At 39.9% G+C, this 14,243-nt stretch carries 13 protein-coding genes; 1 reads left to right on the forward strand and 12 read right to left on the reverse strand.

Annotation, left to right across the window (positions count from 1 at the left end; translation table 11 throughout):
- Positions 1 to 47: 47 nt before the first annotated feature.
- The 7 genes from H8S17_RS03895 to H8S17_RS03925 form a co-directional block, all read right to left on the reverse strand.
- Positions 48 to 650, reverse strand: coding sequence for a L,D-transpeptidase family protein (locus tag H8S17_RS03895; protein ID WP_186866318.1), 603 nt, complete (start codon positions 648 to 650; stop codon positions 48 to 50).
- A 202-nt stretch (positions 651 to 852) separates the two neighbouring features.
- A complete protein-coding gene (pyk, locus tag H8S17_RS03900; protein WP_186866319.1) occupies positions 853 to 2,268 on the reverse strand; it encodes a pyruvate kinase in 1,416 nt (471 codons plus the stop codon).
- A gap of 212 nt (positions 2,269 to 2,480) precedes the next feature.
- Positions 2,481 to 3,974 (reverse strand): 4-alpha-glucanotransferase, encoded by a 1,494-nt coding sequence (gene malQ / locus H8S17_RS03905; RefSeq protein WP_186866320.1) that lies wholly within the window; start codon positions 3,972 to 3,974, stop codon positions 2,481 to 2,483.
- 22 nt (positions 3,975 to 3,996) lie between these two features.
- Positions 3,997 to 5,004: a LacI family DNA-binding transcriptional regulator gene (locus H8S17_RS03910; protein ID WP_186866321.1), complete on the reverse strand. Its 1,008-nt coding sequence runs from the start codon at positions 5,002 to 5,004 to the stop codon at positions 3,997 to 3,999.
- Positions 5,005 to 5,029: 25 nt separating this feature from the next.
- Complete coding sequence (locus H8S17_RS03915; protein ID WP_186866322.1) at positions 5,030 to 5,896, reverse strand: carbohydrate ABC transporter permease; 867 nt, start codon at positions 5,894 to 5,896, stop codon at positions 5,030 to 5,032.
- The gene (locus H8S17_RS03920) at positions 5,896 to 6,738 is read right to left on the reverse strand and encodes a carbohydrate ABC transporter permease (RefSeq protein ID WP_178050486.1); all 843 of its coding nucleotides are present in this window, start codon (positions 6,736 to 6,738) and stop codon (positions 5,896 to 5,898) included. Before H8S17_RS03920 ends, H8S17_RS03915 begins: the two co-directional genes overlap by 1 nt.
- An 87-nt stretch (positions 6,739 to 6,825) precedes the next feature.
- Complete coding sequence (locus H8S17_RS03925; RefSeq protein ID WP_186866323.1) at positions 6,826 to 8,250, reverse strand: ABC transporter substrate-binding protein; 1,425 nt, start codon at positions 8,248 to 8,250, stop codon at positions 6,826 to 6,828.
- A 269-nt stretch (positions 8,251 to 8,519) separates the two neighbouring features.
- Here H8S17_RS03925 and H8S17_RS03930 point away from each other — a divergent pair, with 269 nt between their 5' ends.
- Positions 8,520 to 9,779 (forward strand): chloride channel protein, encoded by a 1,260-nt coding sequence (locus H8S17_RS03930; protein WP_186866324.1) that lies wholly within the window; start codon positions 8,520 to 8,522, stop codon positions 9,777 to 9,779.
- Between the two features lie 35 nt (positions 9,780 to 9,814).
- On the opposite strand, the gene trpD is transcribed toward H8S17_RS03930, so the two are convergent.
- The 5 genes from trpD to trpC are packed head-to-tail and all read right to left on the reverse strand — an operon-like array spanning position 9,815 to position 14,225.
- A complete protein-coding gene (gene trpD / locus H8S17_RS03935; RefSeq protein ID WP_186866325.1) occupies positions 9,815 to 10,825 on the reverse strand; it encodes an anthranilate phosphoribosyltransferase in 1,011 nt (336 codons plus the stop codon).
- Positions 10,826 to 10,849: 24 nt separating this feature from the next.
- The gene (trpA, locus tag H8S17_RS03940; protein WP_186866326.1) at positions 10,850 to 11,635 is read right to left on the reverse strand and encodes a tryptophan synthase subunit alpha; all 786 of its coding nucleotides are present in this window, start codon (positions 11,633 to 11,635) and stop codon (positions 10,850 to 10,852) included.
- Positions 11,636 to 11,651: 16 nt separating this feature from the next.
- Positions 11,652 to 12,839 carry a tryptophan synthase subunit beta gene (gene trpB, locus H8S17_RS03945; RefSeq protein WP_186866327.1) on the reverse strand — a complete coding sequence of 396 codons (1,188 nt, stop codon included), beginning with the start codon at positions 12,837 to 12,839 and terminating at the stop codon, positions 11,652 to 11,654.
- Entirely contained in the window at positions 12,829 to 13,467 is a 639-nt protein-coding gene (locus H8S17_RS03950) for a phosphoribosylanthranilate isomerase (RefSeq protein WP_186866328.1), read from the reverse strand. Before H8S17_RS03950 ends, trpB begins: the two co-directional genes overlap by 11 nt.
- Positions 13,452 to 14,225, reverse strand: a complete 774-nt coding sequence (gene trpC, locus H8S17_RS03955) for an indole-3-glycerol phosphate synthase TrpC (RefSeq protein WP_186866329.1) — start codon at positions 14,223 to 14,225, stop codon at positions 13,452 to 13,454. The genes H8S17_RS03950 and trpC overlap by 16 nt, the downstream gene beginning before the upstream one ends.
- Between the last annotated feature and the right edge of the window lie 18 nt (positions 14,226 to 14,243).

Raw genomic sequence — 14,243 nt, forward strand, 5'->3', positions numbered from 1 at the left:
AAAAATACTTTATACATTGTATGAAAAGAGTTACGTTTTATGACTACTTAATCTGCGGTGATCAAAACAGGCGTTCCAACCTCTACGTAATCCCAGATGAAGTCCATGATCTCATTATCAACTGCAAAACAGCCTCTTGTCCAGTCAGACTCACTTCCCTGTTCACCTTTCTGTCCATGGATCATGATCTCTCCACCCAGTGCCGTATACCAGTCAGGTTTTTTTCCATGTTCATTTGCATAGACCAGACTGTTTTTTTCTGACTCATTTATCAGTCCTTCTTCATATCCTCTGTTGGCATCTTCAATATTCGGATAGGATATGCCCAATGCTAAATGATACTGACTCCTGCTGTTTTTATTACAGATATAATAACTTCCTTCCGGATTTTTGTTATCGCCTTCTTTTTCTTTTGCCCCTGTCGGATTCTTTGCAAGTCCGACAGGATATTCTGCGATCAGTTTTTCTTCATTCCATAACTGGAGTGCATGCTGCTTCTTATGGATCTCAATATGAAGATCCGTCACTTCATCTACGGAAACAGAAGGTGCACTGATGGCTTCTGCCCGAAGTCTTTTCGTCTTTTCATCCGGCGTTTCTGTTGCTGACTGTCCGCTTTCTTTCGTATCTTTTATTTTATTCTCTTTCATATCTTTTATGTCTGATCTCAGGTAGTTATCAATATCATCTATTTCAGATGATCCCCTATCCGTATATGATTTTATTTTCTCCTCTGCAGCATTTTTTCTGCCGCATCCTGCACTTCCTGCAAACAATATAGCACATACGAAAAATATACTTATCCTGTTCCATACCGTATATCTTTTGTTTTTATCCATCATATCTGTACGTTTATACTGTCTGTACTTTGATCATATTCGTTGTACCAGATACACCGATCGGTACACCGGATGTAATAACAGTTGTATCTCCTTTGCTTAAATATCCCTGCTTCTCTGCCACCTCTAACGCATGGTCAAATAAATCAAAGACATCTTTTTTCTTCTCAATGATAACCGGAACGGTACCCCATACCAGATTTAACTGCCTTGCTACCTTTTTATCCATTGCACCACAGATGATCGGACACGCCGGACAATATTTTGCTAAATTTCTCGCAGAACGTCCGCTCTTTGTAACTGTGACAACTGCTCTTGCATTTAAGTCTAAGGCTGTTGTACAGCTTGCATGACAGATTGCATCTGTAATATCAGGATTTGCGATCCGCTCTCTTGCAAAGAAACGTTTGCGGTAATCAATATCCTGCTCAGTCCGGTCAGCAATACGGATCATAGTTTCTAATGCTTCTACCGGATAAAGTCCCGCTGCTGTTTCACCGGAAAGCATGATCGCACCGGTACCATCATAGATCGCATTGGCAACGTCTGTTGTCTCTGCTCTTGTCGGTCTTGGATTTTTCATCATGGAATCTAACATCTGTGTTGCTGTGATGATCTGTTTTCCTGCTTCCACACCCTTTTTGATGATCATTTTCTGGATAACCGGAACTTCTTCATATGGAATCTCCACACCCATATCACCGCGGGCAACCATCACACCTTCTGCCTCATTTAAAATCTCATCAATATTTTCTACACCTTCGCGGTTTTCGATCTTAGCAATGATATGGATATCATATCCGCCATGGTCATTTAAAAACTTACGCATCTTTTTGACATCATCTGCTCTCCTGACAAAAGAAGCTGCTACAAAATCAACGTCCTGTTTGATACCAAACAAAAGATCGTTTTTATCTTTTTCACTTAAAAATGGCATGGATAATTTGACATTTGGTACATTCACACCTTTACGGTCAGAAATCTTTCCCGCATTTTTTACCTTACAGACGATCTTCTTCTCTTTTACTTCGATCACATCCATTGCTACTAAACCATCATCGATCAATATCACTGTACCGGCACTGACATCTTTGTACAAATCTGCATATGTGATAGATGCACCTGTCTCATCCCCTTCTCTTTCTTCACAATACAGCGTAAACTCCTGTCCATTTTCTAAGATCACCTCATGCTCTTTAAATACGCCAAGACGGATCTCCGGACCTTTGGTATCTAACATGATCGCTGTCGGAGTATGGTATTTCTCACGCAATTCTTTAACTTTGCTGATCCTCTGACTATGTTCTTCGTAATCTGCATGGGAAAAGTTACATCTTACGACATTCATTCCCTTCTTTATAAGCTGTTCTAAGACATCTTTCTTATCTGTGGATGGTCCTAATGTACATACAATTTTGGTTTTTCGCATTCTATCGTTCTCTCCTTTTTATATTTATACACGACATATTGTTTTTTGACTGATATTCTTACTCACCCACCCTATTCTATCCTATCAGTATCTTCATTTCAAGAAGTATTCTTTCCTATACTCGCTAAATTATTGCCAAGTTTATGATACAAGGGGTAAAAGTCTACATAAAAACAGCCATGCATTTTTCCTGCACAGCTGTATTATTTATATTATTTTACAACCTCACACCGTTCCCTGCCATACAGCTTCATGTACTTACGGACTTTATTCGCAAGCTGCGGTGTGATCTGTCCCTCTTTTGCTCTCCACTTCCAGTTACAGCCGAGGGTGGACGGTGTATTCATACGTGCCTTTCCATCTAATCCTAAGATATCCTGCATCGGTACGATCGCCATATCACTGACACTTGCCCATGCACCACGCATCATACCCCAGTTATAACCTTCCTCTTTTGTAAGGTTAAAATATTTCTTGGCAAAATTGACACTCTCCCTCGGTGCATTTTTCATCCATCCTAAGATCGTATCATTATCATGCGTTCCGGTATATACGACACTATGCTTCTGATAATTATGTGGAAGATAATCACTTTCTTCCCTTGTATCAAATGCAAACTGGATCAGCTTCATTCCCGGAAAACCGGAATCTTTGACCAATTTTAAAACAGATGGTGTCAGATAACCGAGATCTTCCACGATGATATTTAATCTGCCTAATTTCTGCTCCATGCAACGGAACAGATCCATTCCCGGTCCTTCTTTCCATTTGCCGTTTCTTGCGGTATCATCTTTTGCCGGAATCGCATAATAGGAATCAAATCCACGGAAATGATCGATCCTTACTACATCATAGATCTTCGACATGGCAGCGATCCGTTTCGTCCACCATGTATAGCCGTCTGCTTTCATCACATCCCAGCGGAACAGCGGATTGCCCCATAACTGACCATCTGCGGAAAATGCATCCGGCGGACATCCTGCGACTTCGATTAGCTCTAACTTTTCATCTAAATAAAACTGACTTGGATTTGCCCAGACATCTGCACTATCCATGGCAACATAGATTGGCACATCTCCGATGATCTGAATACCTTTTTCATTTGCATATGCTTTTAAGCTGTTCCATTGTCTAAAAAACAGATATTGCAGCATCTTATAAAAATCCATCTCTTCTGCATATGTTTTCCTTGTCTGCACAATGGATGCTTCTTCACGGAATTTAAGGCTTTTCTCCCATTTTGACCACTCATTGCCGCCATTTGCATCTTTTAATGCCATAAAGAGTGCATAATTATCAAGCCATTCACTCTGTTCTTCACAAAATACCTCATAATCATCCGGCAGATTTTTTACAAACCGCTTATATGCTTTTTTTAACAGATCATATCGGTTTTCATATAAAATACCATAATCTACTTCTGTATCGCTTTTCCCCCAGAAATAGGAGTCACATTCTGCCTTTTTTAATAATTTATCCTTGCAGAGTAAATCTAAATCAATAAAATACGGATTTCCTGCAAAACTTGAAAAAGACTGGTACGGAGAATCTCCATAACTTGTCGGACAGATTGGAAGAATCTGCCAGTATGTCTGTCCTGCCTTTGCTAAAAAATCTACATATTTTCTTGCCTCCCTGCCCATTGTTCCAATGCCGTACTTCGATGGAAGGGATGATATATGCATTAAAATTCCACTTGTTCTCATCTGCTTATCTCCTGCTATGCGTTTATAGTCTGCCTACACTTTCTCCCGCAACTAATTCAAATGGAATGACCTCATGTACTGCCGCACGTTTAAATTCAATCTGATACATAAGGATCTCCATGCTTCGCTTTGCTAAAAGTTTATACTGCTGTTTGATCGTGGCAAGTTTTGGATTATAATAATCTGCTAACGTGATCCCATCAAAACCGATGACTGAAATGTCTTTAGGTACATCACAGCCATGGTCTTTTAATGCCCGTATCGCTCCGATCGCCATTACATCACTCATTGCAAAAACGGCTGTCAATTTCTGATTTTTCTTTAACAGCTCGCCCATTGCACGATAAGAATCCTCAAAACTGAACCTTGCCCTCCCATAAGATGATGCAGGATCATATGTAAGATGATGCTTTTTAAAGCTTCTGATGCATCCCTCATACCGTTGTGCACTGGTATGGGACTTATCAATATCACCACCAACAATTCCAATCTCCTGATGTCCGTTTTCAATCAGATAATCGATTGCACACTCTGCAGCCGCAATATCATCGGTTGCAACACTCGCTAAATTCTCAAATCCTAACTGTGCGCCCTGATTGGTAACTAAAACAGACGGAATGGTGATCTTATTAAATTCCTCTTTAAAATAATCTGGATTACCGCCTAAAAACAATAGTCCTAATGGTTTTCTCTCCCAACAGATCTGGATTGCCTGCTGCACTTCGTTATCTAACTCATCTAAATAAACGATCACCGCAGTATATTCTGTCTTTTCAATCATGCGCTGCATTTCTTCTACGATATCTGCAAAAAGCATATTCGATGTACCTTTGACAAGAATGGCGATCGTCTTGCTAATGCTCTGTTTTAAATGCTTTGCATTATTATTCGGTACAAAATTATACTGTGCAACCACTTCTTCTATTTTTTTCTTTGCTGCAGGACTTACATCCCGTCTGTGATTTAATACCCGTGAAACTGTACTTACTGAATACCCGGATTCTCTTGCGATATCTTTTATCGTAACCATTTACATCCCTGCCTGAACTGATTTTTTAGCCTTTGACTGCTCCGGCTACAACACCTTCAATAATATGTTTCTGACAGGCAATATAAAAGAGGATGATCGGTATGATCGCTAATACGAGCATTGCCATCATTGCGCCCCAGTCGATCGAACCGTAACCGCCCTTTAAATACTGGATTGCAATCGGGATCGTCTTAAATCTCTTGATATCTAATACCAGATATGGTAACAGATAATCATTCCATATCCACATTGCCTGTAAAATAGCAACTGTAATAGCTGTCGGTTTCAAAATCGGAAATACTACCTGAAAAAATGTCTGAATCGGTGTACATCCATCTATCATTGCTGCTTCTTCAATCTCTAGTGGAATACTTTTCACAAAGCCGGTAAACATGAATACAGCTAAACCGGCGCCAAAGCCTAAATACACCAAAATTATACCAACCGGGTTGGATAAATGCAACATATTTGCAAGTTTCGACAATGTAAACATCACCATCTGGAACGGAACGATCATCGAAAACAGGCAGAGCATATAGAATAATTTTGTAAATTTTGTCTGTACTCTTGTAATATACCACGCACACATGGATGTGCAGAGAATGATGACTGCAACAGAACATACCGTAATAAATAAAGAATATCCAAATGCTTTGAAAAATTCTATTTTCTTGATACCTTCCACGTAATTTTCCCAGCCGACAAACATTTTTCCTGTTCCGATCTTAAACGGGAACTTATTGATAAATGCTTTTCTCTTAAAAGAGTTGATGATCACGATCATGATCGGCATCACATATACAATCGAAAGTAAAGAAAAAAATACCGAAAATGCTGTACCATGTTTGGTTTTGCGTACTGCACTCACCTGACTGTCTTTATTCTTTGCCATTACTGCTGCACCTCCTTACGTCTTGTCAGATAATTCTGGATCATTGCGATCACGGCTACTAAGATAAAGAATACAACTGCTTTTGCCTGACCAACACCTTCCCAGCCGGTTCTTCCATAGAACGTATCATAGATATTCAGTGCTAACATCTGTGACATATCAGACGGTGCACCATTTGTCAGTGCCAGGTTCTGGTCAAACAGTTTAAAACCATTCGTTAAAGTTAAAAAGGTGCAGACGGTGATCGACGGCATGACCATCGGAATCGTCACATGACGCAGTACCTGTTTAGAAGTTGCCCCATCGATTTTTGCTGCTTCGATCAGTTCACCCGGAATATTCTGGATTCCTGCAATATAAATGATCATCATATAGCCGACCTGCTGCCAGCACATTAAGATCACCAAACCCCAGAATCCATAAGTAGAACTATATACTAAGGTTCTTCCAAATTTTGCAAGAATACCATTTAAGATAAGCTGCCAGATGTAACCAAGCACGATACCACCGATCAGGTTTGGCATGAAAAATACGGTACGGAAAATATTTGTACCCCTAATTCCCTTTGTTAAAAGCATCGCAATCACAAATGCCAATACATTGATCAGTACAACTGAAACGATCGTAAACAATGCGGTATACCAAAGGGCATGCAAAAAGGTTGCATCGGTAAAAATTTTTGTGTAATTTGAAAATCCCACAAACTTTGCATCTGTTACAGTTGTGAATTTACAAAATGACAAGTAGATACCCATAAGAAAAGGAACTATAAAACCAATTGTAAATGCTATGAAAGTCGGTAATGCAAAAATGGGAAAATATTTTTTGATTGATTTCTGCATGATCATTTTCCTTTCTGTTATATATAAAGGGTGAGAATTTCCCACCCTTTATACGAAACATGAAACTAAATCTTCTGTTATCGCTTCTTATTCATGTGTAGCAGCATATTCGCTTGCCCAGCCATCAACAAATGCACTCTTAACAGCGTCCCAGTCACCTGTGCCCTGTGCATATTCTGTTAAAGCTGCACCAACACCGTTTTTCCACTCTTCAGAAGGCATTGTTGAGAATACCCATGCTACAGATGTCTTGCCATCAGCAATATAATCATTTGCCTGCTTTACAAATGGATTTTCTGCAGTATATCCATCATCAAATGTATCAAATGGTGTAACGAATGCCATACTGTTTGCAACGGAATCACGACCTGTATCGCTTGTGATCACCCAGTTTAAGAAATCTTCTGTTGCCTGGATATCTGCTTCAGATGCATCTTTATTGATACACCAGTAGTTTTCAGAACCTGTGCAGAGTCCCTGATTTTCTTCTCCGTCCACACCGATGTAAATTGGCATCATGCCAAGGTCATCATCTGTTAAAAGACCTGCATCAATAATGTTCTGGTATGCCCATGTACCATTCTGGTAAAATACTGCATTGCCTAATGCAAATTCTGCAGTTGCATCATCACCTGTCTTTGTAGCGATCATAGAAGGCTCACAGGTAGAATCTGTAATATAAAGATCAAAGATCTGTTTGTATTGGTCTAAGTATGTTCCTTCGATCGCATCTGTATCTGTAATGCCTTTATCCTTATATTCATAATATACCGGAATGTTTGCTAAGTGTGTCTTAAATCTCCAGTCAGAAGAAGAATCCATACCTGATGAAGTAAATGCCCCTTCTAATTCATAAATATCAGATCCTGCTTCATCATTTGCAGCTGCACTGACATCTGCTAACCGGGACTGGATATCATCTGCGACTGCTTTTAATTTATCAAAGCTGTTGATTTCATCAACAGAAGATACTTTTGCTCCATCCATCTTACAGTATGCATTTAAAACTGTCTTGTTATAAATCAGTCCGTAAGTTTCGATTACGTATGCGATACCTTTGACTGCATCTCCGCTTTTTAATACGAAGTCATCGCTCTTTACATGGGAATACAGATCTGTATCAGAAAGATCTAAGCAGTAATCATCCCATGAAGCTAATCCAACCGGACCATTTACCTGGAATAATGTAGGTGCATCTTTTTTAGCCATTTCAGATTTTAATGTAGATTCATATGTACCGGATGCTGCTGTAACGACGGTAACCGGTACACCTGTTTCATCTGTATATGCTGCTGCAAGATCCTGCCACTGCTGATCCTGTTCCGGTTTGAAGTTTAAATAGTATACAGAACCATCGGAAGATGCTGTATCTGATTTCCCGGTTTCTGTAGAAGCTGCTGAATCTGCTGAATCTGAACCTGCAGAATCCTTTGTGCCTGTGCTGCCGCATCCTGCGAACATAGATGCTGCCATCGTGAGTACTAACAACATTGCTATACTTTTTCTTTTCATATTTTTTTCCTCCTAATTTAAAAACATAGCTTTTGGTTTTGGAAACGTTTTCAGTTGATAATTTCAGTATAACTATTTTTTCAGAAAATGCAATACTCTTTTGTACTTTCTGTATATATCCATAAATTTTTGACACCATTTTTGTCTATTTTAAACAACTAGATTCGGTTCTATCCGGCAGCTGCTTCTTGTTATTTTTTTTATTTCATGCTAAAATCCATTGGGAGATTTCTGACTTCATATGATTACATTAGAAAAAGGAGATGTTTATGAACGAACAGATAAAAAAAAGGATACATCTCGCACTTGACCCTCTCTTTATTGCTTTTAAATGGGCGGTGCTTGCGATCCTCTCTGGTATTATCATTGGTTTTGTCGGAGCTGCTTTCTGTATCTGTATGAATTATGCAACAAATTACAGATTAGAACATCCGAATATCATTTTTTTACTTCCGGTTGCCGGTATATGTATTGTCGGCATCTATCATCTACTAAATAACGAGGCAGATACAGGTACGGATTTAGTCATCTCTGCCATTCATTTTAATGCACATGTGCCTTTGCGTATGGCACCTTCTATTTTTATCAGCACGATCCTAACGCACCTTTTCGGTGGTTCTGCCGGAAGGGAAGGTGCTGCATTACAGCTTGGCGGAAGTGTTGGTGCCAGCCTTGGTAAACTCTTAAAACTCAATGACAAAGATGCTCATGTAATGATCATGTGCGGCATGAGTGCCGCATTTGCTGCACTGTTTGGCACACCTATGGCAGCGGCTGTTTTCTCAATGGAAGTTGTCAGTGTCGGCATTATGTACTATTCTGCACTGGTTCCATGTGTGATCTCCGCACTGATCGGTTATGGGATCACTTCGCATTTCAAGCTGTCGGAAAATATTTTCCATATCAGTAACCTTCCGGTGTTTTCTGTAAAAAATGCGGTCATCATCTGTATCCTCGCTGTTTTATGTGCAGTTGTGAGTATTCTGTTTTGTATCGTACTGCATACTGCACAGAATCTTTACAGGAAATATTTTGCAAATCCGTATATCAGGGCTTTTGCCGGTGGCTGTTTTGTTCTTCTCTTAACGCTGCTTGTCGGCAACCATGATTATAATGGAACCGGTATGCAGGTCATCTCCCGCGCCTTAAATGGTGAAGTTGTTCCGGCGGCATTCTTATTAAAAATACTGTTTACGGCACTGACTTTAGGAGCCGGATTTAAGGGTGGCGAGATTGTCCCGACATTTTTTATCGGTGCAACATTTGGCTGTCTGTTTGGAACTATCACCGGTTTTTCTCCGGTGCTTTGTACAGCGGTTGGTATGACAAGTGTATTCTGTGGTGTTACTAACTGCCCGATCACTTCACTGTTGATCAGTTTTGAAATGTTTGGTTTTAGCGGTATGCCTTATTACCTGCTTGCCTGTGCTTTCAGCTATATGCTCTCGGGTCACTTTGGTCTGTACCACAGCCAGACGATCATGTATTCTAAATTACAGACGACATTTATCAATAAAGGAACGCACTGATCTTGTGCGTTCCTTTTTAAAAGAGAATATTCTAATTAGTTTCCATTTGACATTTCTACTAACTTCTGCAATACTTCATTTGCTTTTCCTGAATCGATCGATTCTTCTGCTAATCTGATGCCTTCTCCGATCGAATCTGCTTTTCCTGCAATATAGATTGCTGCACCTGCATTCAATACGACGATGTCACGCTTTGCACCTTTTTCGCCATCTAAAATACGTTTTGTGATCTTCGCATTTTCTGTACCGTCACCACCCTGCAGATCTTCTAATGTAACTCTCTGTATGCCAAATTCTTCCGGTGTCACTTCATAAGTGGTTACTTTGCCCTCTTTGATCTCTGATACAACTGTTGCATCTGTTGTTGTAAATTCGTCCATATGGTCTTTTCCACTGATGACAAATGCACGTTCTACACCAAGTCTGCTTAAAACAACTGCTACCTTTTCCGTAATGTCAGGATCATAGACACCAACGACCATGCCTTTTGCCCTTGATGGGTTTGCTAACGGTCCTAAGATGTTAAATACGGTACGGATACCCATTTCTTTTCTTGCCTGACCTACAAAACGCATGGACTTGTTAAATGACTGTGCAAACATAAATCCGATACCTGCTTCATCTACGCATTTTTCCACGACAGCCGGTTCTGCTGTGATATTCACGCCTAATGCTTCTAGCACATCTCCTGCACCGCTCTTAGAAGAAATGGAACGGTTTCCGTGTTTTGCGACATGGACACCTGCGCCTGCTGCGACAAATGCGCCTGTTGTTGAAATATTAAATGTAAATGTCCGATCCCCGCCTGTTCCGACAAAATCTACATAATTTTCTGACTTTGGTGAAATCGTATCTGCTTTTTCTTTGAGTACAGAAGCAAAACCAGTCAGTTCATCGATTGTTTCTCCCTTCATACGAAGTGCTGTCAAAAGTGAACCGATCTGTGCCTGTGTTGCATCTCCGCTTAACATGATGTTCATTACTCTTTTTGCTTCTTCTTCTGTCAGATCCTTGCCGCTTACTACTGTTTCAATCGCTGTTTTCATGGTATTATCCTCCTCATTTGTCTTTTATAGATCTCTTTTAAAACTCCTGCAATATTCTTTTGCTGCCTTGATATCATAATTATTTTCTTCTAATAACCTGATAAAATGACTTCCTACGATGGCTCCGTCAATAATATCTTTCATAGGTTCAATATCCTTTGGTGTACGGATACCAAATCCCATCATCACCGGAATCTTTGATACTTTTTTCACATTTGTAAGATAACTTATGATCTCCTTGTGAAAAGTGCCTGCCTGACCGGTCACACCCATCGACGATACACAATAGACAAATCCTCTTGCATGTTCTAGGATTTTTGCAATGCGGTCTTTCGATACCGGAGATACAAGCTGGATCAAAATTGCTGCATCTTCTTTATCTAATGCTGTCTGCAAGTCTTCCTGTTCTTCAAATGGAAGATCCGGTATGATCAGACCATCTACGCCGGCTTCTTTGCATTTTGCTGCAAATGCTTCAATGCCATAATGTAAGATCGTATTATAATACATCATAAAAATAACCGGCATCTTTACACCATCATTTCTGATTTCCTCCATCATCTGAAATACTTTTCTTAAATTTGTGCCTTTACAGATGGATTTATATGACGCATCCTGAATGACCGGGCCATCCGCAACCGGATCAGAAAATGGGATTCCAAGTTCGATAATATCTGTTCCTGCTTCTTCCTGTGCCTTAATCAGTGCTTTTGTTCCTTCCATATCCGGAAGTCCTGCTGTCATATAAGTAATAAACGCTTTCTTATTTTCTGTTTTTAATTCTTTTAATCTTTCCTCGATACGATTCATGTTCTTCTCCTCTCTCCTAATTCAGATAACCTTTTCCTGCTAAATAATCTGCGATCGTATGTACGTCTTTATCACCACGTCCTGACAGGCAGACAATCATCGACTGATCCATGTTCATCTCTTTTGCTTTTTTGATCGCATATGCAACTGCATGCGCACTTTCGATCGCCGGTATGATACCTTCTAATTTACAAAGTTCCATCAATGCATCCATTGCCTCTGTATCTGTGATCGATACATAAGCCGCTCTTTTGGTATCTTTTAAATAGGCATGTTCTGGTCCGACTCCCGGATAATCAAGTCCGGCTGAAATAGAATGTGCTAATTTGATATTTCCATCTTCATCCTGAAGCAGATAAGATTTCATTCCATGTAAGGTTCCCGGTTTTCCTTCTGCCATTGCAGATGCATGTTCTCCGGTTTCAATTCCCTTTCCTGCGGCTTCTACACCGATCAGTTCCACACCTTTTTCTTCTATAAAATCAGCAAACATTCCGATTGAATTTGAACCACCGCCAACACATGCCATAACAACATCCGGCTGTCTTTTTTCTACTTCATAGAACTGCTTTTTTGCTTCTTGGCTGATCACGCTCTGAAATTCTTTTACCATTTTCGGATATGGATACGGTCCTACTGCAGAACCGATCACATAAAAGGTATCTTCTGCTGTTTTTGCCCATGTACGGATTGCTTCATTTGTCGCATCTTTTAATGTATTGCTGCCGGAACGGACACTGACTACTTTTGCGCCAAGCATTTCCATACGCATTACATTCAATGCCTGACGCTTCATGTCTTCTTCTCCCATGTATACGCTACATTCCATATCAAAAAGTGCTGCTCCTGTTGCAGTTGCCACACCATGCTGTCCGGCTCCTGTTTCTGCGATCACTTTCTTTTTTCCCATGCGTTTTGCAAGTAAGATCTGTCCGATCACGTTATTGATCTTGTGGGCACCTGTATGGTTTAGATCTTCTCTTTTTAAATAAATCTTTGTACCATACTTTTCACTTAAACGTTCGGCATAATATAACGGTGTTTCTCTGCCTACATACTGTTTTAAATAATAATGATATTCCTCTAAAAATTCCGGATCTTTGATCGCTGTTTCAAATGCTTCATCTAATTCCTCTAATGTATTCATTAACGATTCTGCTACAAACTGTCCTCCGAATTTACCATAATATGCTTTACTGTTCATCTTTTCTCACCTTTCTTATAAATTCTTCTATTTTTTGTCTGCTCTTTTTTCCATCTTCTTCTACGCTGCTGCTGACATCAACAACATCCGGATGAAAATATCTGATCCCGGTTCTGACATTTTCTGCATCTAAGCCGCCTGCAAGGATCAGTTTCTTTCCTTTAGAAAGTGCCCTCACACGACTGCTGCATACTTCCCAGTCAAATGGCTTCCCACCGCCATATCCGGCTCCATCTGCCACGTAACCTTCTATCGATTCCCGATTTCCTGCAAATAATTCTTCTAATGTATCTGTGTCAGAAATATTGACTGCCCGCCAGATTGGTAGTGCTGTCATCTCTTTTACTTCTGTTTTTAATGTTCCATGTACCTGTAAAATGTCAAAACCAAGTGTTTCGATTTCTTTGACAAAAGCAGGTTCCAGACTGACCGTCACCGCAACTTTTTTTATATCTGCTGATAAATGTGCGGCTATTTCTGCCGCTTTTTTTAAGCTGACATTCCGTCTGCTTTTTTCATAAAATACAAAGCCTGCATAATCGGCTCCTGCTTCATTTAAAAAATCTGCATCTTCTATCCTTGTAAGCCCGCAGATCTTAACTTTTGGTCTGTTTACAGTTTTTTCCATCTTTCTGCTAACTCCTTTGGATGTTCTGCCTCCATGAATGCCCTGCCGATCAAAAATGCATCTACATGACACTCTTTTAAGAATAATACATCTTCATCGGTAACAATTCCGCTTTCTGCCACAAATACTTTATCGCCAGGAACCATCGCCGACAAACGTTTCGTTGTATCTAACCGTATCGTAAAGTCCCTTAGATCGCGGTTATTGACACCAATGATCTTTATATCCGCCTTTAATGCACGTTCCATCTCTCTTTCATCATGAACTTCAACTAAAGCATCTAAGCCTAATTCCGTCGAAAGCTGGTAAAAATCTTTTAACATCACATCGTCTAAAATTGCAGCGATCAAAAGGATTGCATCTGCCTGTATGGCTTTTGCCTCGTAAAACTGGTATTCATCGATCATAAAATCTTTTCTTAAGATCGGCAGTTTCGTCTGTTTACGGATCGTCCTTAAATAATCGATGTTTCCTAAAAAGTGATCTTCCTCTGTCAGACAGGAGATTGCATCCACAGAAGCATTGTATTCTTCCATCCGCTCTGTCAGATTGATCTTGCTTGTGATCTTTCCAAGGCTCGGTGATGCCTGCTTAAACTCTCCAATGATCGATATCTGATCTTTTTTTAAAGCATCATAAAAACTACTTCCGATCTTGACCTGTTCTTCCGCCATACGTCTGATCTCATCTGGTGATGTCTTATTTTTGTGTTCTTTCAGACGGATTTTTTTATCTTCTACAATCTGGTCTAATATCATATTGTTCTCCTTATTTAC

The organism is Roseburia zhanii (assembly GCF_014287635.1).
GTDB lineage: Bacteria > Bacillota > Clostridia > Lachnospirales > Lachnospiraceae > Roseburia_B > Roseburia_B zhanii.

Excerpts from the sequence above, each read along its gene's own strand:
- H8S17_RS03895 (WP_186866318.1), bottom strand. The coding sequence starts at position 650 with ATGAAAGAGAATAAAATAAAAGATACGAAAGAAAGCGGACAGTCAGCA.
- pyk (WP_186866319.1), bottom strand. The coding sequence starts at position 2,268 with ATGCGAAAAACCAAAATTGTATGTACATTAGGACCATCCACAGATAAG.
- malQ (WP_186866320.1), bottom strand. The coding sequence starts at position 3,974 with ATGAGAACAAGTGGAATTTTAATGCATATATCATCCCTTCCATCGAAG.
- H8S17_RS03910 (WP_186866321.1), bottom strand. The coding sequence starts at position 5,004 with ATGGTTACGATAAAAGATATCGCAAGAGAATCCGGGTATTCAGTAAGT.
- H8S17_RS03915 (WP_186866322.1), bottom strand. The coding sequence starts at position 5,896 with ATGGCAAAGAATAAAGACAGTCAGGTGAGTGCAGTACGCAAAACCAAA.
- H8S17_RS03920 (WP_178050486.1), bottom strand. The coding sequence starts at position 6,738 with ATGCAGAAATCAATCAAAAAATATTTTCCCATTTTTGCATTACCGACT.
- H8S17_RS03925 (WP_186866323.1), bottom strand. The coding sequence starts at position 8,250 with ATGAAAAGAAAAAGTATAGCAATGTTGTTAGTACTCACGATGGCAGCA.
- H8S17_RS03930 (WP_186866324.1), top strand. The coding sequence starts at position 8,520 with ATGAACGAACAGATAAAAAAAAGGATACATCTCGCACTTGACCCTCTC.
- trpD (WP_186866325.1), bottom strand. The coding sequence starts at position 10,825 with ATGAAAACAGCGATTGAAACAGTAGTAAGCGGCAAGGATCTGACAGAA.
- trpA (WP_186866326.1), bottom strand. The coding sequence starts at position 11,635 with ATGAATCGTATCGAGGAAAGATTAAAAGAATTAAAAACAGAAAATAAG.
- trpB (WP_186866327.1), bottom strand. The coding sequence starts at position 12,839 with ATGAACAGTAAAGCATATTATGGTAAATTCGGAGGACAGTTTGTAGCA.
- H8S17_RS03950 (WP_186866328.1), bottom strand. The coding sequence starts at position 13,467 with ATGGAAAAAACTGTAAACAGACCAAAAGTTAAGATCTGCGGGCTTACA.
- trpC (WP_186866329.1), bottom strand. The coding sequence starts at position 14,225 with ATGATATTAGACCAGATTGTAGAAGATAAAAAAATCCGTCTGAAAGAA.